This is a genomic window from Glycomyces paridis, from assembly GCF_004912155.1.
GTDB classification, from domain to species: Bacteria; Actinomycetota; Actinomycetes; order Mycobacteriales; family Micromonosporaceae; genus Glycomyces; species Glycomyces paridis.
Genome location: NZ_STGX01000023.1, coordinates 68,406 through 87,729, shown reverse-complemented (window position 1 = coordinate 87,729; position 19,324 = coordinate 68,406). Strand labels below are relative to the sequence as shown.

The 19,324-nt window shown below is 71.6% G+C and carries 12 protein-coding genes and 1 pseudogene; 3 read left to right on the top strand and 10 right to left on the bottom strand.

The genetic code is table 11. The annotated features are described in order from the left end of the window. Positions 1–29: 29 nt before the first annotated feature. The 5 genes and pseudogenes from ligA to E9998_RS23580 form a co-directional block, all read right to left on the bottom strand. Positions 30–2,087, bottom strand: a pseudogene (ligA, locus tag E9998_RS23600) (NAD-dependent DNA ligase LigA); the annotation flags it as partial. A 53-nt stretch (positions 2,088–2,140) separates the two neighbouring features. Beyond that, on the bottom strand, positions 2,141–3,211 hold the full coding sequence (locus E9998_RS23595) for a LacI family DNA-binding transcriptional regulator (protein WP_136532199.1): 1,071 nt from the start codon (positions 3,209–3,211) through the stop codon (positions 2,141–2,143). Between the two features lie 119 nt (positions 3,212–3,330). Continuing rightward, positions 3,331–4,626, bottom strand: coding sequence for an ABC transporter substrate-binding protein (locus E9998_RS23590; protein ID WP_136532198.1), 1,296 nt, complete (start codon positions 4,624–4,626; stop codon positions 3,331–3,333). Between the two features lie 264 nt (positions 4,627–4,890). Further along, positions 4,891–6,582 carry a DUF2264 domain-containing protein gene (locus tag E9998_RS23585; RefSeq protein ID WP_158299960.1) on the bottom strand — a complete coding sequence of 564 codons (1,692 nt, stop codon included), beginning with the start codon at positions 6,580–6,582 and terminating at the stop codon, positions 4,891–4,893. Positions 6,583–6,684: 102 nt separating this feature from the next. Next, on the bottom strand, positions 6,685–8,523 hold the full coding sequence (locus E9998_RS23580; RefSeq protein WP_158299959.1) for a rhamnogalacturonan lyase family protein: 1,839 nt from the start codon (positions 8,521–8,523) through the stop codon (positions 6,685–6,687). Between the two features lie 398 nt (positions 8,524–8,921). Here E9998_RS23580 and E9998_RS23575 point away from each other — a divergent pair, with 398 nt between their 5' ends. Together E9998_RS23575 and E9998_RS23570 are read left to right on the top strand one after the other, a co-directional pair. After that, positions 8,922–11,711, top strand: coding sequence for an exo-rhamnogalacturonan lyase family protein (locus E9998_RS23575; protein ID WP_204745622.1), 2,790 nt, complete (start codon positions 8,922–8,924; stop codon positions 11,709–11,711). Positions 11,712–11,816: 105 nt separating this feature from the next. Then, the gene (locus E9998_RS23570) at positions 11,817–12,197 is read left to right on the top strand and encodes a DUF1304 domain-containing protein (protein ID WP_136532196.1); all 381 of its coding nucleotides are present in this window, start codon (positions 11,817–11,819) and stop codon (positions 12,195–12,197) included. Positions 12,198–12,741: 544 nt separating this feature from the next. Here E9998_RS23570 and E9998_RS23565 read toward each other — a convergent pair. Next, the gene (locus E9998_RS23565; RefSeq protein WP_136532195.1) at positions 12,742–14,193 is read right to left on the bottom strand and encodes an MFS transporter; all 1,452 of its coding nucleotides are present in this window, start codon (positions 14,191–14,193) and stop codon (positions 12,742–12,744) included. A gap of 161 nt (positions 14,194–14,354) precedes the next feature. Here E9998_RS23565 and E9998_RS23560 point away from each other — a divergent pair, with 161 nt between their 5' ends. Then, positions 14,355–14,738 carry a winged helix-turn-helix transcriptional regulator gene (locus E9998_RS23560; protein ID WP_192907141.1) on the top strand — a complete coding sequence of 128 codons (384 nt, stop codon included), beginning with the start codon at positions 14,355–14,357 and terminating at the stop codon, positions 14,736–14,738. A gap of 4 nt (positions 14,739–14,742) precedes the next feature. Here E9998_RS23560 and E9998_RS23555 read toward each other — a convergent pair whose 3' ends face one another. The 4 genes from E9998_RS23555 to E9998_RS23540 all read right to left on the bottom strand — a co-directional run bounded on the left by E9998_RS23555 (position 14,743) and on the right by E9998_RS23540 (position 19,310). Further along, complete coding sequence (locus tag E9998_RS23555) at positions 14,743–15,531, bottom strand: inositol monophosphatase family protein (protein WP_136532194.1); 789 nt, start codon at positions 15,529–15,531, stop codon at positions 14,743–14,745. A 226-nt stretch (positions 15,532–15,757) separates the two neighbouring features. Further along, the gene (locus E9998_RS23550; RefSeq protein ID WP_136532193.1) at positions 15,758–17,632 is read right to left on the bottom strand and encodes a glycoside hydrolase family 127 protein; all 1,875 of its coding nucleotides are present in this window, start codon (positions 17,630–17,632) and stop codon (positions 15,758–15,760) included. Beyond that, entirely contained in the window at positions 17,629–18,447 is an 819-nt protein-coding gene (locus E9998_RS23545; RefSeq protein ID WP_136532192.1) for a carbohydrate ABC transporter permease, read from the bottom strand. The genes E9998_RS23550 and E9998_RS23545 overlap by 4 nt, the downstream gene beginning before the upstream one ends. Further along, a complete protein-coding gene (locus E9998_RS23540) occupies positions 18,447–19,310 on the bottom strand; it encodes a carbohydrate ABC transporter permease (RefSeq protein WP_136532191.1) in 864 nt (287 codons plus the stop codon). Before E9998_RS23540 ends, E9998_RS23545 begins: the two co-directional genes overlap by 1 nt. Positions 19,311–19,324: the final 14 nt, after the last annotated feature.

Sequence of the window (19,324 nt, the reverse complement as noted above, 5' to 3'; positions counted from 1 at the left end):
GACAGGTAGTCGGCGACGAGCTCGGCGAACTCCTCGGGCGTGCTCGTGGGGATGCCGAGGGTCTGCGCCTTCTCCAGCTTGCTCCCGGCGTTCGCCCCGGCGACGACCAGGCCGGTGCGCTTCGAGACGCTGGAGGAGGCGCGGCCGCCGGCGCGGGCGATGAGCTCGTTCATCTCGTTGCGGGAGTAGGACTCCAGCGGCCCCGTCATGCCGCCGGTCACGACCACGGTCCGGTCGGCGAGCGGCAGGTCAGAAGGATCCTGGGCCGCCTCCTGGAGGTCCAGGTCCTCGGGGGCGGGCGGGACGTAGCCGGGCTGGTCCATGTTGACGCCCGCGGCCACGAGCTTGTCGATGACGGGCGCGAGCTCGGCGAGTTCGGCGACGATGACGGGGGCCTTCTCGCCGCCGATGCCGTCGACGCGTTCCAGCGCGGCGGCGTCGGCCTCCTGCACGGCCCGCATCGAGCCGAGGGCCGTGGCGATGCGCAGCGACATGGAGCGGCCGGTGCCCAGGACGCCGAGGGCGCAGAAGACGCGGTTCAGCGGCTTGGACCTGGCCCGGTCGATCGCGGCCACGAGGTTGTCGGCGCTCTTGTCCCCCATGCGGTCCAGGGTGAGGAACTGCTCCTTGGTGAGTGAGAACAGGTCGGCGAAGTCCTCGATGAGCCCGCGCTCGACCAGCTGCACCACGATCTTCTCACCCAGGCCGTCGATGTCGAGGCAGTCGCGGGCGACGGCGTAGCCGATCGCCTCGACCCGGCCGCACGCGCGCCCGCGCACGCACCGCCAGCGCTCCTGGGTGCGGTCGATGTCGGCGCCGCAGCGCGGGCACTGTTCGGGGAAGGCGATGGGCCGCTCCTCGCCGGTGCGCAGGCTCGCGACGGCGCCTTCGACGCGCGGGATGACCTCGCCGGCGCGGTAGACGGTGACGTGGTCGCCGATCATGAGGCCGCGTCGGGTGATGTCGGCGGGGTTGTGGAGGGTGGCGTAGGTGATGGTGGTGCCGCCGACGGCGACCGGTTCGAGGACGGCCCGGGGGGCGACGACGCCGGTGCGGCCGACGCTCCACTCCACGTCGCGCAGGACCGTGATCTTCTGCGCGGCGGGGAACTTGTAGGCGGTGGCCCAGTGCGGGGAGCGCGAGCCCTCGCCCGCGGCGGCGCGGTCGGCCCGCTCGTCGGCCTTGACGACGGCGCCGTCGAGTTCGAAGGGCAGGCCCGCGCGCAGCGCGCCGATCTCGTGGACGCGGGCGAGGACGTCGGCGAGGGTGGCGCAGGCGCGGGTGGCGACGGGGGTGCCCGCGGTGGTGCCGAGGCCGAGTTCGCCGAGGCGTTCGATGAGGCCGGTGTGGGTGAGGGCGTCGAGGCCGGGTTCGCTGGTGTGCTCGGGGTCGGTGAGGGCGTCGTAGGCGAGGAACGTCTGCTCGACCTGGTAGGGGCGGTCCTTGGCGCGCAGGGAGCCCGAGGAGGCGTTGCGGCGGTTGGCGAAGGCCTGGCCGCCGTGCTCGACGCGCATCCGGTTCGCGTCGGCGAACTGGGCCTCGGTCATGAGGACCTCGCCGCGGACCTCGACGGTGACGGGTTCGGTGAGCTTGAGCGGGAGGCCGTCGACGTGGCCGATGGTGTGGGAGACGTCCTCGCCGGTGCTGCCGTCGCCGCGGGTGACGAGTTGGACGAGTGCGCCGTCGCGGTAGCGGGCGGCGAGGGCGACGCCGTCGAGTTTCGGCTCCACGGCCCAGGCCTCTACGGGGCGGCCGCCGAGGCGGCGTTCAACCGAGGCGGCCCATTCGGTGAGCTCCTCGTCGGAGAAGACGTTGCCGAGGCTGAGCATCCGCGCGACGTGCTCGACCTCGCCGGTGGTGACCCCGGCCGCGACCTCGCGGGTCGGGGAGTCGGGGGCGACCGCGTCGGGGTGCGCCTCCTCCCAGGCGGCGATGCCGCGCACGAGCCGGTCGTACGCGTCGTCGTCCATGCCGGACTCGCCGGAGCCGTAGTAGGCGTCGGCGGCGGTGCGGGCCCGCGCGACGGCGTCGAGGTAGGCGGCCTCGTCGGCGAGGGCGACAGCGTGGGCGGTGGGGATCGTCGTCATGGGCGCCATTGTGGCACCGGGGGGCGACATCGGCCCGGTGCCGGGCCGCGGGTTCAGCGGATCACGATGGGGCGCACCGAGCCGCGCATGACGAGGTGGGCGCCGAGGACGGTGTGCGGGGGCGGGCCGCCCTGCTTGGCGTGGCCGAGGGCGAGGCGCACGGCGGTGCGGCCGAGCTCCTCGTGGGGCTGGGAGACGGTGGTGAGGTCGATGTCCATGGCCGGGGGGAGGTCGTCGAAGCCGACCATGGAGACGTCCTCGGGGATGCGCAGGCCGTGTTCGAGGAGGGCCTGGCGGGCGCCCGCGGCGATCTGGTCGTTGGCGGCGAAGACGGCGGTGGCGTCGCCCAGGCCCGCGGTGAGGCGCTCGCGCATCATCCGGTAGCCCTCGTACCGCTCGAAGGTGCCGTCGACCTCCAGGTCGGGGTCGAGCGGGACGCCGTGGGCGGTGAGGGCGCGGCGGTAGCCCTCGACGCGGGCGTCGGGGGTCGTGTAGCCGGGGCGGCGGCCGAGGAAGAGGATGCGCCGGTGCCCGGCCGACAGGAGGTGGCTGGTGGCGGCGAAGGCGCCTCCGGCGTTGTCGTACTCCACGACGACCGCGGGGATCTCGGGCCCGAGCGGGGGCCTGCCGCAGAGGACGAGGCGCGAGCCGATCGCGGCGAGCGCGTGGGCGTACCGGCCCATGCGGGTGCGGTACTCGTCGTTCACGGCGACGTTGCCGACGAGGATGACGGCCTCGGGCTGCTGTTCGCGCATGAACTGGACCATGGCGAGTTCGCGTTCGGCGTCGCCGCCGGTGGTGCCGATCTGGCAGAGCCGGTTGTCCTCGGCGGCCTGCGTCTGGACCCCTTGGGCCACATGGGCGTAGTGGGGCGATATCACCGAGTTGACGATGATGGCGATGCTCTTGCGGGTGGTGCCCTGGAGGGCGCGGGCGTGGCCGTTGGCGACGTAGTCGAGCTCTTCGACGGCCCGCATGACCTTGGCACGGGTGGCCGGGGACGCGGGATAGCTGCCGGTGAGGATGCGCGAGACCGTGGCGACGGAGACGCCCGCGCGCTCGGCCACCTCGCGGATGGTGGCGTGGCGCGTCCCGCCGGAGGGTTTCTCGGCTCTGCGCGCCACGTGGCCTGCCTTAGGTCGAAACGTATAACGGTTACAGAAACAATGATCGCCGGTGTTCCCGGGAACGTCGACGCGGGGTCGGCCGGGCGGCCGACCCCGCGTCGTTCACGGGGGCGGGGTCACTGCTCCGAGGCGAAGAGCGTCTCGGCTTCGGTGAAGAAGAGGTCGGCGGCCTCGGCGGGCGTCATGGCGGCGTACTGGACCTGCTCGTAGATCTCGGTGAACTTGGCCTCGATCGCGCCGGCGGCCGCGGGCGGCACCACCGGGGCGTCGGCGAGGTGCTGCTCGACGGTGGCCTCGTAGTCGGTGACGACCTGCGAGGGCTCGTCGAGTTCGACGCTCGCCAGGGCCGTCTTGGTGGAGGGGATGCCGCGGTTGGTCCCGAGGATCACGGCCGCCTCGGGGTCGCCGAGGAGGAATTCGATGAGCTTGGCGCTGGCCTCGGCCTGCTCGGAGTTCGCGGCGATGACGAACTGCATCGAGGGCCGCAGGTGAAGGGCGAGGTTGGCGGGGTCGGCGGTGGGCGGGGGGATGATCCCGAGTTCGCCGCCGGTGTCGGTCACGGTGGCCCAGTAGCCGTTGATCGCGGTGTCCCAGCGCATCTCGGTGGCGACGGTGCCCGCGGCGACGCCGGGCGCGTTCTCGGCGGCGGCCTCCTCGGGCGAGGGGACCGCGCCGTCCTCCACGAGGGGCGCGGCGATGCTCCACCACTCCACGAGCTGCTCGCGGGTGAAGTTCAGGGCCGCGGCGTCGTCGGAGTAGAAGCTGCCGCCCTGCTGGCGCAGCCACAGTTCGGCGAGCAGGTAGGAGCCGGTCCAGTCGCCGCCGCCCCAGCGGCCCTCGCCGAGGGTGCCGGTGAGGGTGCGGATGAGTTCGGCGTAGTCGTCCCAGGTGTACCCGGCCTCGGGGACGGCGATCGCCGCCTCCTCGAACCAGTCGGGGCGGTAGATGAGGCCGAAGACGTTGGTGCCCACGGGGACGGCGACGAGCTCGCCGTCGAGGACGGCGGTGTCGAGGACGCCGTCGCGGAAGTCGGCGGTGTCGACCACCCCTTCGAGGGGCAGGAGCATCCCGGAGCCGCCGAACTGGCGCAGGCGCGGGTAGTCCATCTGGAAGACGTCGGGCAGGTCGCGCGAGGCCATGCGGCCGGTCAGGCTCTCCCAGTAGGCGGGGTAGTCGGCGAAGTTGGTGGTGACCTTGATGCCGGCGTTCTTCTCGTGGAACAGGTCGACGGCCTTCTGGGTGACCTCGGCCCGCGCCTCGTCGCCCCACCACTCGAAGCTGATCTCGATCGGGTCGTCGGCGGTGCCGGCGGGGCCCTCGTCGCCGCAGGCGGCGGCCGCACCGACCACGGCCGCGGCGGAGGCGCCGGTGAGCAGGGACCGGCGGCGGAGCCGGTAGGGGTCGCGCATCATCGTTGATTGCTCCTTCTCGTGCAAGGGGTCCCGCGTCCGCGGGTCGTCGGGTTCGGGTCGGCGCCGGCGCGGGGGTGCGCCGGAGCCGACCTGAAACGATTCAGTTGTCGGACCGTCGCCGGACCGGACTGGGGCCGACGTGTCGCCGCGAGCGGCGGCGATTCGTCGGAACCAGGGAGGTAAATCGTTTTAACTTTTCGTTGCATCACCCTAGAACGCGCTTTCCAGCACTGTCAAGGTCCCGCCGCGCCTTTTCGGCGGGCGCTACGCCCTGCCCGCGAACACGCGGGTCCGCAGGACGTGGCGGCCCGGTCCGATCACGCCGCGCAGCACCGGCAAGAGCGTGCCCGGCCAGTACAGGTGGGTGCCGGGCATCGGCGCGATGACCGCGGCCTCGCGGACGCCGTCCAGGTCGGCGATCTCGCTGCGGATACCGCCCGCGGTCACCACCGCCCTACCCTCCCCCGCCTCGGCGAGGCGCCCGTGGAGCGGGACGCACCAGCCGCCTTCGCCGGTGTGGAGGGTGCGACCGGTCTCGACGACGTGGACGCGGGTGTGCGAACCGTCCACGGCGCCTTCGAGAGTGGTCGTGATCGACACGTCCGGCCACGGCCGCCACTCGACAATGACCGTGCCTGACTCGTCCACCGCGCCGTCCCCGGCGCCCTCGCGCCCGCGCCAGTGCAGGCCGTCCTCGGAGAGCACCAGTTCGCCGTCCGGCGCGGCGGCCTCCAGGCCCGGGTCCGCGTTGGCGTGGGAGAAGCCCGCGAGGGTCGAGTACGCGAACTTCGCGTAGCTCGCCCGGCTGCCGCGCATCTTGACGTGCCGCGACTGGCCGTTGAGGCGGGTGACGTGTCCGGTCTCGTCTCTGATGTGGACGGCGCGAGCGGCCTTGTGCGGGGCGACGACAGGGCCGGGGAGGGTGGGGGTGGCGGTCCAGAACGGGTGCTCGGGTCCGGCGAGCAGACCGGTGAACAGCTTCATCGCCCACCACGGTGAGCCTGCGGTGAGGTACTGCTCGACCACGGCGTTGTTGGGGTAGCCGTAGCCGACGGTCAGGCGTCCTTCGGGGTCGAGGATCGGCTTGTCCCACCACCATTCGAGGTGGCGGCGGGCGTATCCGGCGGCCTCAGGCCACGGGACGGCTTCGACGTCGGCCGCGGCCAGTGCGGACCACAGGGACCCTTGGGCGAACCGGTAGCCCATGCTCCGCCCGTAGGGGACGGCGGCGCCGTCGGCGCCGAACCAGGCACCGAACCGGCGGGCGAACGCGGCCGCATTCGCCACGAACCGGTCGTCACCACCGAGCCGGAAATGCAAGAGCGCGTAGGTGTGGAACGCGAACGGATTGTAGTAGTCCACACGACCACCCGGACCGTCCTCGAAGGCGGCGTCGTCGAGGGTCAGTTCGCCGATGCGGTCGAGGTGCGCGGCGGCCGTGCCCGGGTCGTGGGCGATGCCGAGGCGTTTGAGGCCGTGGCCGGCGAAGACCGGGAAGTAGTGCCAGTTGCTGTCGACCACGCCGGTCGCGTAGGCGGCCGAGAGCCAGGCCGACATCTGGTCTTTCGCTTTGGGGGCCAAGGGCTCCCATAGTCGTTCGGGGACGAGGGCCAGGGCGTATCCGACCGCGGCGGCCTCCACGAGGCGCTGGCTGGCATGGGCGGGGTCGCCGACGTACCAGGGGTCGTCGGGGTCAAGGGCCCGGGCGAGGGCGCCGCGAACGGCGGCCCAGACCTCGTCGGGGACGGCGTCGGCGGCGGGGGCGAGGCCCCACAAGGGCCTGGTCAGCAGTTCGAACCAGTTCTCCGGGTGGGAGTGGTTCGACATCGTCACCGGCATGGCGTCGGGTCCGGCGAACGCGAGGTCGACGGCCGGTCGGGCCAGGGCGAGGGCTGCGGATTCCCAGCCGTCGCGGGTCGGTTCGAGCGGGCCGAAGGCCCGTAGCGGCGAAGTCACAGTGGCACACGCTATCACCGGATCGAGGGTCGGCAAACGTCATCCTTGCCGCGGCGGTCCGTATGACGGACCGCCGCGGCAGGCCTGAGCTGGGAAAACGGATCAGTAGGTGATGGCGGGTCGGGACGGGGTGCTCATGCCCGCGCCGAGGAAGTAGTCGACGTGGTGCGACTGCATGTACCCGTGGAGGGTCATGGCGTTGCGGTAGGCCGGGTTGTGCGCGAGCGTGTAGAGCCGGATGTCGCTGGGCCGGTCGGTGGTGAAGATGATCAGCTCGTCGAAGGCGGCGTTGGTGTAGACCGCCTCCTCGCGCCAGTCGCCGAAGAGGTCGGCGACGAGGGTCGGGCCGCCCTGCGCGGCGGTCACGGCGCCGAAGTTCCCGACCGTCTCCAGGCGCGGCAGGCTGTTGGTGGGCCTGGGGTCGGCGGGGTTCCACTTCTCGATCTTGCCGGAGTTGAGCAGTTCCATCGTCGCGTCGCCGTCCCACCACAGGCCCAGCTGCGGCCAGGGCCGCAGGGAGGTGTCGGGTTCGGTGAGCTGGTTGGACGCGGCGTTGTAGAGCCCGTCGAAGGACCAGACCTCCATGCCGGGGAAGCGCGGGTCGACGTCCCCGGCCATGCCGCGGCCGATGTCGCCGGTGCCGGGGAGGACGTGCTGCCAGATCATCGCGCCGGTGTCGGCGTCGTAGTAGTACTCGCGCAGGCCGCTGGCGTTGTTCTGCTGCACGCCGTAGCCTTCCAGGCCGGGGCGGCTCGGGTCCATGTCGGCGATGTGGAACCGGTCGCCGTGCACGATGCCCTGCCCGGCGAGGGAGTAGCGGAGGGTGCCGTCGCCGTTGAGGACGAAGCCGATCTCGGCGATCTCGTCCCTGCCGTCGCCGTCCACGTCGATGATCCGCGTGTTGTGCCCGTCGGGGGCGTCGGTGCCGCCGCGCAGCCACTTCCACTGCTGGGTGAGGCTCTGCCCGCTCCATTTCCAGGCGGCGATCATGAGGTTGAAGCCGCCGTCGTCGCGCCGGTTCTTCATGTAGGCGACCAGGCTCGGGGTGACGCCGTCGAGGTAGCCGACGCCGAAGCGGGCGGCCATCGGGCCGTCGCCGAGGTAGTCCTGGGGGACGCTCGAGTAGTTCAGGAGCGCGCCGGTGCGCCCGTCGAGGATCGCCATCCACTGGCGCGAGTCGTTCGCGTGCGTCCAGGTCTGGCCGTCGCCGAAGGTCACGCCGTCGGCGATCTTCAGCGCCACCTCGGCGTAGCCGTCGGAGTTGAAGTCGTAGACGGTGACGCCGTCGTTGTGCCCGACGTCGATCGTGGCCGAGCCGGGCTCGATGTTGTTCTGGTTCGTGGAGTTGGGCCCGAGGTCGACCTCCCACAGGAACTCGCCCTTGCCGGTGTAGGCCTCGATGGACTGCGGGGAGGTCTGGCGGTCGATCACGTAGTCGAACTCGCCGTCGCCGTCGAGGTCGCCGGTCCACACGAACTTGACGGCGCCGCCGTCGCGCAGCGGGATGCGCACGGCGGGCTCTTCGGCGTGGTCGGCGCTCAAGGTGAACGCCTCGCTGGGCGACTGTTCGGCACCGTTGACGACGGCGGTGACGCGGTAGGCGTTGGACTGCGCGAGGTTCGCGGTCGTGTCGGTGAAGTTGGTGCCGCCGGTGAGGGTCTGGGAGTTGAGCTTGGTCCAGGCGCCGCCGGCCGCGGAACGGTAGACGTTGAAGCCGGTGCCCGCGGGGTCCAGGCCCAGCAGGCGCCAGCCGACCTGGACGGCGGTGGCGCTGGAGCGCACCGCGACAACGCCGCGGCCGAGGTCCTCCATCGGACGCACGAGCTGCTGCGCGCCGAGGTCCTCGGCGTGGGAGGTCGTGGTGCTGACGGCGAAGGCGCCGCCGCCGGCCAGGAGGCCGGTCACCGCGATGGCGACTCGAAGTCGCGTAAACGTTTTCATCTTTGCCTCGATCCTGGGATCTGCACTTGAGAATTGAATCGTTCAAACCGAAATCGCTCCGCCAGGGCGCACGCGAGGCGGCCCGCGGGGCGGAGGGCGCCGCTCCGGCGAACACGGAAGGGCGCATCGACCCACATATCTAAACATAGACGAATCTAGATGACAAGATTCATTTCACCTGGTAATACGCGCTATCAAAGCGCCGAAAGTGTCGATCGTGGCTTGACGCGACGGCCTGTGCGGGGCGCTGGGTCGGCGTTCTCGGCCGTTCTCGTCCGCGCCCGCCGATCCCGGCATCCGGGGCCGAGGGTTGACGATCGATCGACGCGTGGCTATATTGACGACGCTCGTCATTAAAACGATTTAACCCCTACCGGCGTCGATCCTCTGGAGGAACCATGCCCGGCCCCGTACCCGAATCCCCCGTCACCCATCACCACACCGCCGCCGAGGACACCGCCCCCGGCGGCGTGCGGCGGCGCAGCGTCCTCGCGACCACCGCGGGCGTCGCCGCTGCCGCCGCCTTCCTCGACGGTGCCCCCGCCCGCGCCCAAGGCGCGACCGGGGCCGACCCCGGCCCCGACTCCGTCCAGCTCACGTGGCTGGAGGGCGCCCCCGCCGAATCGCCCGGCTCGACCTGGGGCGTGCCCTGGGGCCCGGGTCGCTTCCCCGGCGACCAGGCCTTCCAGCTCACCGGCGACGACGGCGCGGCCGTCCCCGTCCAGACCTGGCCCCTCGCCTACTGGCCCGACGGCTCGCTCAAGTGGACCGGCCACGCCGTGGGCCCGGCCGCGCGGCAGGAGTCCTTCACGCTCACCGCGGGAGAGCCGGCCGCGCCCGCGTTCGCCGTCTCGGTCTCCGACACGAAGCGGCACGTCGACGTCGACACCGGCGTCATCACCGTCCGCCTCCCCAAGTCCGGCACCGACCTCATCGAGTACGTCAAGCGCGGCAGCCGCACCATCGCCAAGGACGGCCAGCTCGTCAACATCACGCAGAAGGAGGCGCCCGACCCCGAGACCGGCTCGGTCTCGCGGGACCGGTACGTCTCGGAGGTCGACGACGTCGAGGTCGAGCAGACCGGCCCGGTGCGCGCGGTCGTCAAGGTGACCGGCACCCACCGCAGGACCAAGGGCCGCGGCAAGTCCTGGCTGCCGTTCACCGTGCGCCTGTACTTCTACGCCGGCGGCGAGTCCTTCCGGATGGTCCACACCTTCGTGTACGACTCCGACGGCGAGGACGCCTTCATCGCGGGCCTCGGCGTGCGCTTCAAAGTCGCGCTCACCGACGAGCTCTACGACCGCCACATCCGCTTCGTCGGCGAAGGCCACGGCCAGCTCACCGAGGCGGTCCGCGGCATCACCGGCCTGCGCCGCGACCCCGGCCAGGCCGTGCGCGACGCGCAGATCGCCGGGCAGGCCCTCCCCGATCCGGCCACCTGGGACCAGCGCGTCACCACGCGCCTGCACTGGATTCCCGCCTGGGGCGACTACTCGCTGGCCCAGCTCAACTCGGAGGGCTTCGCGATCCGCAAGCGCACCAAGGCCGGGCACGGGTGGGTTCCGGTCGACCAGGGCCGCCGCGCCTCCGGGTTCGCCTACCTCGGCGGTCCTTCGGGCGGGTTCGGGTTCGGCATGAAGGACTTCTGGCAGCGCCACCCCACCGGGCTCGACATCCGCGACGCCCACACCGACGAGGCCACCGTGACCGTGTGGATGTGGTCCCCCGAGGCGCAGCCGATGGACACGCGCTTCTACCACGACGGCCTCGGCCAGGACACCTACCCGGAGCAGCTCGACGCCCTCGAGATCACCTACGAGGACTACGAGCCCGGCTTCGGCACCCCGAACGGCGTCGCCCGCACCACCGAGCTCCAGTTCTGGGCCGTCGAGGCGACGCCCACGGCCGAGCGCCTCGGCGCCATGGCCGACGCGGTCCGGGCGCAGCCGCAGGTCATCGCCCCGACCGAGCACATGAGCGCCGCGGGCGCCTTCGGCGGGCTCTTCGGGCCGGTCGACCGTTCCCACCCGGTCAAGGCCGAAGTGGAGGACACCCTCGACTTCCTGTTCGAGCACTACCGGACCGAGCAGGACCAGCGGCACTGGTACGGCTTCTGGGACTTCGGCGACTTCATGCACTCCAAGGACGTCGACCGCCGCATCTGGCGCTACGACATCGGCGGCTACGCGTGGGACAACTCCGAGATCTCCCCCGACCAGTGGTTCTGGATGCACTACCTGCACACCAACCGCGCCGACGTCTTCCGTTTCGCCGAGGCGCTGACCCGCAAGACCAGCGAGGTCAACTGCTACCACACCGGCGACTGGGCCGGGCTCGGCACGAGGCACGGCGTCCAGCACTGGGGCGACTCCTCCAAGCAGGTGCGCGTCTCGAACGCGAACTACCGCAGGTACTTCTACTACCTCACCGCCGACGAGCGCACCGGCGACCTGCTGCGCTCGCTCGCCTCCAGCGAGGAGACCGCGCTCGTCCTCGACACCGGCCGCAAGATCCGCGCCGAGGACGACCCGTGGAACCCCGACCGCAACGCCGTGGGCATCGGGTTCGGGACGAGCTGGGCGGCCCTCGCGGCGGCCTGGCTCACCGAGTGGGAGCGGCGCGGCCCCGACTGGGAGTTCTGCCGCGACAAGGTCCTGGGCACCATGGAGACGATCGCCGCGCAGCCCAACGGGTTCGCGCAGGGCTCGGCCGACTACGACCTGGACACCGGCCGGTACGCGATCGAGGCCGAGCCGGTGACCGAGCGGAGCAACCTCTCCAACTCCTTCGGCCGCATCGAGATCTGCGCCGAACTCATCCAGCAGGTCGACATGCCCGCGTTCGAGGCCGACTGGCTCAAGTACTCGCGCTTCTACACCGCGACCCGCGCGGAGCAGGAGGCCGAGTACGGCGGCCGCTTCGGCGACCTGTTCCTCTACTCCTACACGCGCGCCAACGCGTTCGTCTACGCCCGCACCGGCGACGAGTCGCAGGCCCGCCTGGCCTGGGACCGGTTCCGGGGCGCCAAGGACGCGCCGGACTACTCGCCGCTGGAGACCGAGACCGTCACCGGCACCCTCAACACCGTCGAGTGGTGGCCCAACGGCGGCACGAACGACATGGCGCAGTGGGGCCTGGCCGCGATCCAGATCCTCCACCTCGTGGGCGAGTTCGCGCCCGACGAGTGAGCCTTCGCCGCCGGTCCCCGCGAGGGGACCGGCGGCATCGAAGGATTTCGGAGTGTTTCGACGCATTTGCCGGTTCAGTGGCGTCCGATCGGCGAGAATGCGACCATGCTGGTCGTCGTTCAGGTCCTCGCCGCGCTCTCCGGGCTCGTGCACGTGTACATCTGGGGCATGGAGAGCCTGCGGTTCGCCGATCCGAGGGTGCACCGCTGGGTCTTCAAGGTCGCCACGCCCGACGTCGGAGCGGTCCGCCTCTGGGCCTACAACCAGGGCTGGTACAACCTGTTCCTCGCCGTCGGCGCCATCGCCGGGGTCGCGGTCGTGCGCTGGCAGCCCGAGGTCGGCTGGACCCTCATCGTCTTCTCGTGCGCCTCGATGGTCGCCGCCGCACTGATCCTCTACAAGGCGAACCGCTTCATGGTCGCCGCCGCCCTCAAGCAGGGGATTCTGCCCGCGCTGGCGCTGGTGTTCGCGCTCACGCAGCTGTGAGCGGGCCGCTGCTAGTCTGGCGGCACCCCCTCGCCCCATCGTCACCAGGAGAGCCCTCATGTACCCGCCCGCGCCCCAGCCGCCCGCCCAGCCGATCCTGAAGGTCCGCTACAAGTCCCTGTACTCGATCCTCTTCGTCGTCGCCGGGGCCCTGTTCCTCGTCATCGGCCTCATCGCCCTCGTCGGCGGCTACCTCTCGCTCTACCTCTTCCTCGGCGCGCTGTTCACCGTCGGCGGCGTCCTCTCGTTCACGATGCCCGTGTACAGCTTCGACTTCACGACCGGCGGCCTGTACATGCACGCCCTCTTCGGCTACCGGGCCCGGACCTACGGCGCGCCCAAGGGCGAGCGCCTGTGGTTCGACGGCCAGAACGTGCTGCGCCTCCAGCAGAGCGGCAAGCAGCGCAAGGTGAACCTCAAGGCCGGCAACCCCGAGGACGTCGCGAAGCTCGTCCAGGTCATCGTCGCCGCGCAGCAGCAGGCGTTAACCTCGCAGACGCCGAAGGGGCCGCCGTCCGGATCGGACGGCGGCCCCTTCGCTGCGCTACGCCACGCCCGCCGGGACCGGCTCCGCCACGGGCGCCTCGCGGCGCGGGCGCATGAGCGTCGCCGCGATCACCAGCGCCACCGCCACGAACACCCCCGCGACTCCGTAGCCGAGCCGGAAGCCGCCCGCCAGCGCCTCGGCCTCGCTCGCGCCGCCTTCGGCGAGGCCCGCGGTGCGGGCGGCGACGACGGTGCTCAGGACGGCGAGGCCGACAGCGCCTCCGACCTGCTGGGCGGTGTTGAACAGGCCGGAGGTGACGCCGGCGTCCTCGGGGCGGGAGCCGGCCATGCCGAGGGTCATGAGGGCGGGCATGGTGAGGCCGAAGCCGAGCGGGGCGGAGATCATGCCGGGCAGGACGTCGGCGAGGTAGGTGCCGTCGGCGCGCATCTGGGCGAAGAGCGCGAACCCGGCGATCATGACGGCGAGGCCGGTGATCGCGATGCGGCGCGGGTCGAACCGGGCGAGCAGGCGCGGGGCGACCCACATGGACACCGAGGCGATGACCAGCGGCGCGGGCAGGAACGCGAGGCCGGCGGCGGCGGGGGCGAAGTCGAGGACCTGCTGGAGGTAGAGGACGGTGAAGTACATGAACCCGAAGGCCGCGCCGACCATGAGCGCCTGCGTCAGGTTGGCTCCGGCAACGGTGCGGGAGAAGAGGATGCGCAGCGGGACGAGCGGGGTGGCGGCCTTGGCCTGGCGCAGGAGGAACCCGGCGACGAGAAGCGCGGCGAGGGCGCCGAGGCCGAGGGTGCGCGGGGAGTTCCAGCCCTGGTGTTCGACCTCGATGAGGGTGTAGACGGCGAGCATGACGCCGGCGGTGACGAGGACGGCGCCGACGATGTCGGCCCCGGCCTTGAGGCCGATGCCGCGGTCGTCGTCGAGCAGGCGCCAGGCGAGGACGGCGACGGCGACGCCGAGCGGGACGTTGATGAAGAAGATCGACTCCCAGCCGACGGCCTCGGTGAGGAGGCCGCCGATCACGCTGCCGAGTGCGCCGCCGCCGGCGGAGGCGAAGCCGAAGGCGCCGATGCCCTTGGCCTGCTGCGCGGGTTCGGGCAGGAGCATGACGACCATGCCGAGGAGCCCGGCGGAGGCGACGGCGCCGCCGATGCCCTGCACGAAGCGCCCGGCGAGGAGGAGCGACTGCGTGTCGGCGAAGCCGATGGCGGCCGAGGCGAGGGTGAACAGCGCGAGGCCGGCGAGGAAGACCCGTTTGCGGCTGATGAGGTCGCCGAGGCGGCCGGCGAGGAGGAGCAGGCCGCCGAAGGGGATGACGTAGGCGTTGACGGTCCACACGAGGTTCGACTGGGAGAAGCCGAGGTCGTCGCGGATGGCGGGGAGGGCGATGGTGACGATGTTCTGGTCGAGGATGATCATGACCTGCGCGGCGAGCAGGACCATGACGGTGAGCCAGCGGCGGCTGAGGCTCGCCTGCGTCGCGGTCGGCATTCGGGGGCTCCTTCGTTCAACGGGGAACTATTTGTTCCTGGAGCCATCATGTGTTCCAATGAAGGAATCCGTAAGAAGGCACTTTCATGTGCCTGGGGGGACATGGATGTTCCCGTCCAGGTCGAACGGCATCCGAGACCAGAGTGATTCGAGGCACACCGATGAGCGACGACTGCGAGACCCCGCTGTCCGACGTCCAGGCCGAGGCCTGCCCGATCGTGCAGATCATCGACCGGGTGGCCGGGAAGTGGTCGGTGTCGATCCTGGTCGCGGCCATCCGCGAGCCCGTGCGCTACACCGAGCTCGAGCGCTCGATCCCCGGCATCAGCCGCCGGATGCTCACGCTGACGCTGCGGAACCTCGAACGGGACGGCCTGCTGACCAGGACCGTCTACCCGACCGTCCCGCCGAAGGTCGAGTACCGCGCGACCGAGAGCGCGCGGGAGCTTTACGGGCACCTGACGGGCCTGCTCGCCTGGGCCGAACGGCACCAGCCGGACATCATCGAGGCACGGCGGGCCTACGACCAGGCGCTGGCCGCCTAGGCGCTCAGGCGATCTCGGCGAGGAGGGCGCGGTGCACCGCGGGGCCTCCCGCGAGCACGGACATGGCGCCGGAGCCGTAGTCGACGCCGTCGAGGTCGGTGACCAGGGCGCCTGCCTCGCGGGCGATGACGGTGCCCGCGGCGACGTCCCACAGGTTGATGCGGTCGTGGAGGACCGCGTCGACGCGGCCGGAGGCGAGCCAGCACAGGTCGAGGGCGGCGGTGCCGAGCATCCTGACGCGCTGGACCTTGGGGACCAGGCGCTGGAGCAGCGCGAACCGCCGCTGGGTGCGCCGTTCGGCGTCGGGCCCGAACGGGAAGTCGGCGACGGCGACGACCGCGTCGGCGAGGTCGCCGGGTCCGGTGGTGGTGAGGGTCTGCTTGTTCAGGGCCGCGCCGTGGCCGAGCGCGGCGCTGAAGCGCTCGTCGGCCAGGGGGGCCTGGACGACGCCGACGACGGGCATCCCGTTGCGGGTGAGCGCGAGCGAGACGCCGAACAGCGGCGACCGGTGGGCGAAGTTGACGGTGCCGTCGATGGGGTCGAGCACCCATTCGTAGTGCGACTCGGCGTCGCCGGTGCGGCCGCGCTCCTCCCCCAGCAGCGGGATGCCGGGGGTCTCCTGGTCGAGGAAGGCCCTGATCTGGTCTTCCACGGCGTAGTCGAGATCGGTGGCGAAGTCGCGGTCGCCCTTGCCGCTGATCGAGCGCTCCCGTCCGATCCCCGACCGGATCGTCGCCACCGCCGCCTCGACCGCCTGCTCGGCCGTGCCCAGGAATTCCAGCAGATCGCTCATTATTCTGTTCCTCGTCTCCGTCTGACCCACCCGACGGACCTCATCCTAAAGGTGCAAGACCAAGCGGCCCTTGGACTCCCGGTGCGATTCTCGAAGGAAGTCGGGTCACGGTGACGACACGGGCCCATCAGCACTGGGCCGTCAACACCGGGCCGTCAAGACACAGGGCCTTCAAGACACGGGGCCGGCCCGCGCCGGATCGCGGCGCGCGCCGGCCCCGCCTCCCTCACTCCTGCGGCAGCCACACCCGCATCGCGGCGGGGCCCCTGGTGGCCCGCAGGTGGAACGGGACGAGGACGAGCTCGACGGGCTTGCCCTCGCCTTCGGGGGCGGCCGGCCCGTAGGGCCAGCCGTCGGGCCGGTCGTGGACGGTGGCGGCCACCAGGACGCGGCCCCCGCGCTCGATCGGGGCGGTCGCGGCGTCGACGGTGAGCTCGTCGAGGTCGCCGCCGGGGAGGTCGAGCGACTCGGCGCAGTAGACCACCGGTCCGCGTTCGACGGCGGCGCAGCCGCGCACCGCGTCGACGCGCGGGTCCGGCAGGCTCCAGCGCGGTGCCACGGGCAGGTCGAGGCGGATCTCGTCGCCCGGCGCGAATGCGGCGGTGACCTCGGCGTACGTCCCGGGCGCGGCGGGGCGCGCGGTGCCGTCCGGGCCGGTGACGCGGGCACCCTCGGCCCAGGCCGGGACGCGCAGCGACACGGTGCGCTCGCCGCCGCCGTTGGCCTCGACTCGGACCGTCACGGCCCCGTCCTCGGGGTAGGCGGTCGCGACCGAGAGCGCCAGGCGCTTCCCGGCGACCTCGGTGTCGATCGCGGCGGGGGCGTACTGGTGGAGCTGCACGCCGCGGTCGTCGGCGGTCGCGAGGTACACCGCGTACTGGGCGAAGGTGCGCGCCAGGTTCGTGGGGCAGCAGGAGACGTCGAACCAGGGGGCGCGGCGACCCCCGGCCCGCACGTGCGGGAGCGCCGCGTCGGGCGGCGGGTCGGCGTCGGCGGTGCGCTGGTGGAGCGGGTTGGCGTAGAAGAACGACCGCCCGTCGGGGGCGACCGCGCCCGCGAGGACGTTCCAGCTGACGCGCTCGATGAGGTCGGCGCAGGAGGCCTCGCCGGTCGCCAGGAGCAGCCGCCAGGCGGTCATGACCGCGCCGATCCCGGCGCAGGACTCGGCGTAGGCCCGGTCGGGGCCGAGCGCGAAGTCCCGGCCGAACGCCTCGTCCTGGTACTGCGAGCCCATGCCGCCGGTGAGGTGGGTGCGGCGCGCGAGGGTGCGGTCCCATTGGCGGCGTACGGCCTCCAGCAGGGCCGTGTCGCCGGTGTCCACGGCGACGTCGATCGCTCCCGAGGAGAGGTACAGGGCGCGCACGGCGTGGCCGCGCAGGACCTCGGCGTCGCGCACCGCGACGTCGTCCTGGTAGTAGAACCCGGCCTCGGGCAGGGTCTTGGCGCCGTGCCGCTCGACGAACAGCCGGGCCTGCTCCAGGTAGCGCGCCTCGCCGGTGGCGCGGGCGAACTCGGCCAGCGCCACCTCGATCTCGGCGTGGCCGCAGATGCGCTCGACGCCGCCGGGACCGAAGACCTCGCACACGTGGTCGGCGGCGCGGCGGGCGATCGCGGTGAACGCGTCCTCGCCGCGGGTGCGCAGGCGGGCGACGGCGGCCTGGATGAGGTGCCCGTAGCAGTAGAGCTCGTGGCCCCATTCGAGGTTCGCGTACCGAGGCTCCTGGCCGGGGCCCCCGAACCTGGTGTTGAGGTAGCCGTCGGCGTGCTGGGCGGCGCCGATCCTTTCGGTGAGGCGGACGAACTCGGCTTCGAGCGCGGGGTCGCCGGTGCGGCCGATCTCCCAGGCCATGGCCTCGGCGAGCTTGTAGACCTCCGAGTCGGCGAACTCGCGGCCGGCCCGCTCGAAGGGCGCGCCCTCGGCGGCGCGGTCGAAGTTGCCGATCCAGCCGAGGGCCTCGAGCCAGTGGAGGCAGTGGCCGATGGTGGCCCCGGCGTTGACCGCCTGCCGCTCGCCCCAGTGCCCGCCGGTGATGCGGACCTCGTCGAGGCCCAGCGGGCGCAGCGTCCCGGTGGGCGGCAGTACGGGTGTGGACGTGGTCATCCCTTGATCGCTCCTGACATGAATCCTCGGACGTAGTGGCGCTGGAGCAGTGCGAAGAGCACCAGGCACGGCAGCGCCATGACGACCACGCCGGCCTGTGTCGCACCGAAGTCGATGGCGCCCATCGACTGCTGGCGGAGGTTGGCGATGGCCACCGGCAGCACGGCCTTGTCGGCCTCGCTGACGAGAATGAGCGGGGCGATGAAGTCGTTCCAGGCGGCCAGGAACGAGAACAGGCCCACGGTGACGAGGCCGGGCCACACGGCGAAGAGCATGATGCGGGTGAGTACGCCGAAGGTGCCGGCGCCGTCGCACATGGCGGACTCCTCGATCTCCTTGGGCACGGCCTCGAAGGAGATGCGCATCATGAACACCGCGAACGGCAGCTGGTAGAGGGTGAGGACGAGCGAGAGCCCGACGAGGCTGCCGCGCATCCCGAGGTCCCCGAGCATCGAGTAGAGCGGGATGAGGAGCGTCGAGTAGGGGACCATGAGGATGGCGAGGGTGAGCACGAAGAGGGTGTCGCGGCCGCGGAAGGTGAAGCGGGCGAACGCGTAGCCGCCGAGGATCGACAGGGCGAGCGTGAAGGCGACGGTGAGGAGCGAGACGAAGGTGCTGTTCCACAGGTACCGCAGGAGCCCGGCGTCGTAGTCGAGGAGGGCGGTGTAGTTGCCGAACCCGAAGCCGTCCTGCTGGTGAGTGGCCCCGTGGGGGGCGACCGAGGCGTAGCCGGTCCACACGAGCGGGAACAGGAACAGGACCGACAGGCCCCCCGCGAGCGCGTAGTACGAGGTGGTCCACAGGCGCGTGCGCATCAATGGTCCTTTCGCAGGGCCCGGAACTGGGCGATGTTGAGCACCAGGAGCGCGGCGAGCACGACCACGGAGATCGCGGCGGCGGCGCCGAGGTCGAAGCGCTGGAAGGCCTCGCGGTAGATGAGCTGGACGACGGTGACGGTGGAGTTGTCGGGGCCGCCCTTGGTGAGGATGAAGAACTGGTCGAAGGCGAGGAGGGAGCCGGTGACCGAGAGGATGAGGACGAGGCCGAGGGCGGGGCGCAGGAGCGGGACGGTGATGTGCGCGAAGGACTGCCAGCGGTTCGCGCCGTCGAGGCGGGCGGCCTCGTAGACGTCGGGCGGGATCGACTGGAGGCCGACGAGCAGGATGATCATGAAAAACCCGGCGAACTTCCACACGATGAGGACCACTGTGGACCAAAGTGCCGCGGTGGGGGTGCCCAGCCACGAGACCGGTCCGAGGCCGAGGGCCTCCAGCATCGGGTCGAGCGGGCCGATGGCGGGGCTGTAGAAGCCGAAGAACAGCAGCGAGGCCGAGGCGAGGCCGAGCGTGGTCGGCAGGAAGTACGCGGTCCGGAAGAACCCGGTGCCGCGGCGTCGGTCGGCGACGATGAGGGCCAGCAGCAACGAGAGTCCGATGAGGATGACGACCACGATGCCGGTGTACTTGAGCGTGAAACCGACCGCGGGCCAGAACAGCGGGTCGTCGCCGATGCCCTCGTAGTTCTCGGGCAGGTTGAGGCCCCGGTAGCCGGCCAGCAGCGGCCAGTCGGACGCGGACATGCGTCCGACCAGCAGCAGCGGCGCGACGAAGAAGACCAGCACGAACAGCGCCACGGGGGCGGCGTACGCGGCTCCGGCCAGCTTGCGCGAATGTCGCATATGGAGTTTCGTCC

Excerpts from the sequence above, each read along its gene's own strand:
- E9998_RS23555 (WP_136532194.1), bottom strand. The coding sequence starts at position 15,531 with ATGAGCGATCTGCTGGAATTCCTGGGCACGGCCGAGCAGGCGGTCGAG.
- E9998_RS23575 (WP_204745622.1), top strand. The coding sequence starts at position 8,922 with ATGCCCGGCCCCGTACCCGAATCCCCCGTCACCCATCACCACACCGCC.
- E9998_RS23580 (WP_158299959.1), bottom strand. The coding sequence starts at position 8,523 with ATGAAAACGTTTACGCGACTTCGAGTCGCCATCGCGGTGACCGGCCTC.
- E9998_RS23540 (WP_136532191.1), bottom strand. The coding sequence starts at position 19,310 with ATGCGACATTCGCGCAAGCTGGCCGGAGCCGCGTACGCCGCCCCCGTG.
- E9998_RS23570 (WP_136532196.1), top strand. The coding sequence starts at position 11,817 with ATGCTGGTCGTCGTTCAGGTCCTCGCCGCGCTCTCCGGGCTCGTGCAC.
- E9998_RS23550 (WP_136532193.1), bottom strand. The coding sequence starts at position 17,632 with ATGACCACGTCCACACCCGTACTGCCGCCCACCGGGACGCTGCGCCCG.
- E9998_RS23560 (WP_192907141.1), top strand. The coding sequence starts at position 14,355 with ATGAGCGACGACTGCGAGACCCCGCTGTCCGACGTCCAGGCCGAGGCC.
- E9998_RS23565 (WP_136532195.1), bottom strand. The coding sequence starts at position 14,193 with ATGCCGACCGCGACGCAGGCGAGCCTCAGCCGCCGCTGGCTCACCGTC.
- E9998_RS23545 (WP_136532192.1), bottom strand. The coding sequence starts at position 18,447 with ATGCGCACGCGCCTGTGGACCACCTCGTACTACGCGCTCGCGGGGGGC.
- E9998_RS23590 (WP_136532198.1), bottom strand. The coding sequence starts at position 4,626 with ATGATGCGCGACCCCTACCGGCTCCGCCGCCGGTCCCTGCTCACCGGC.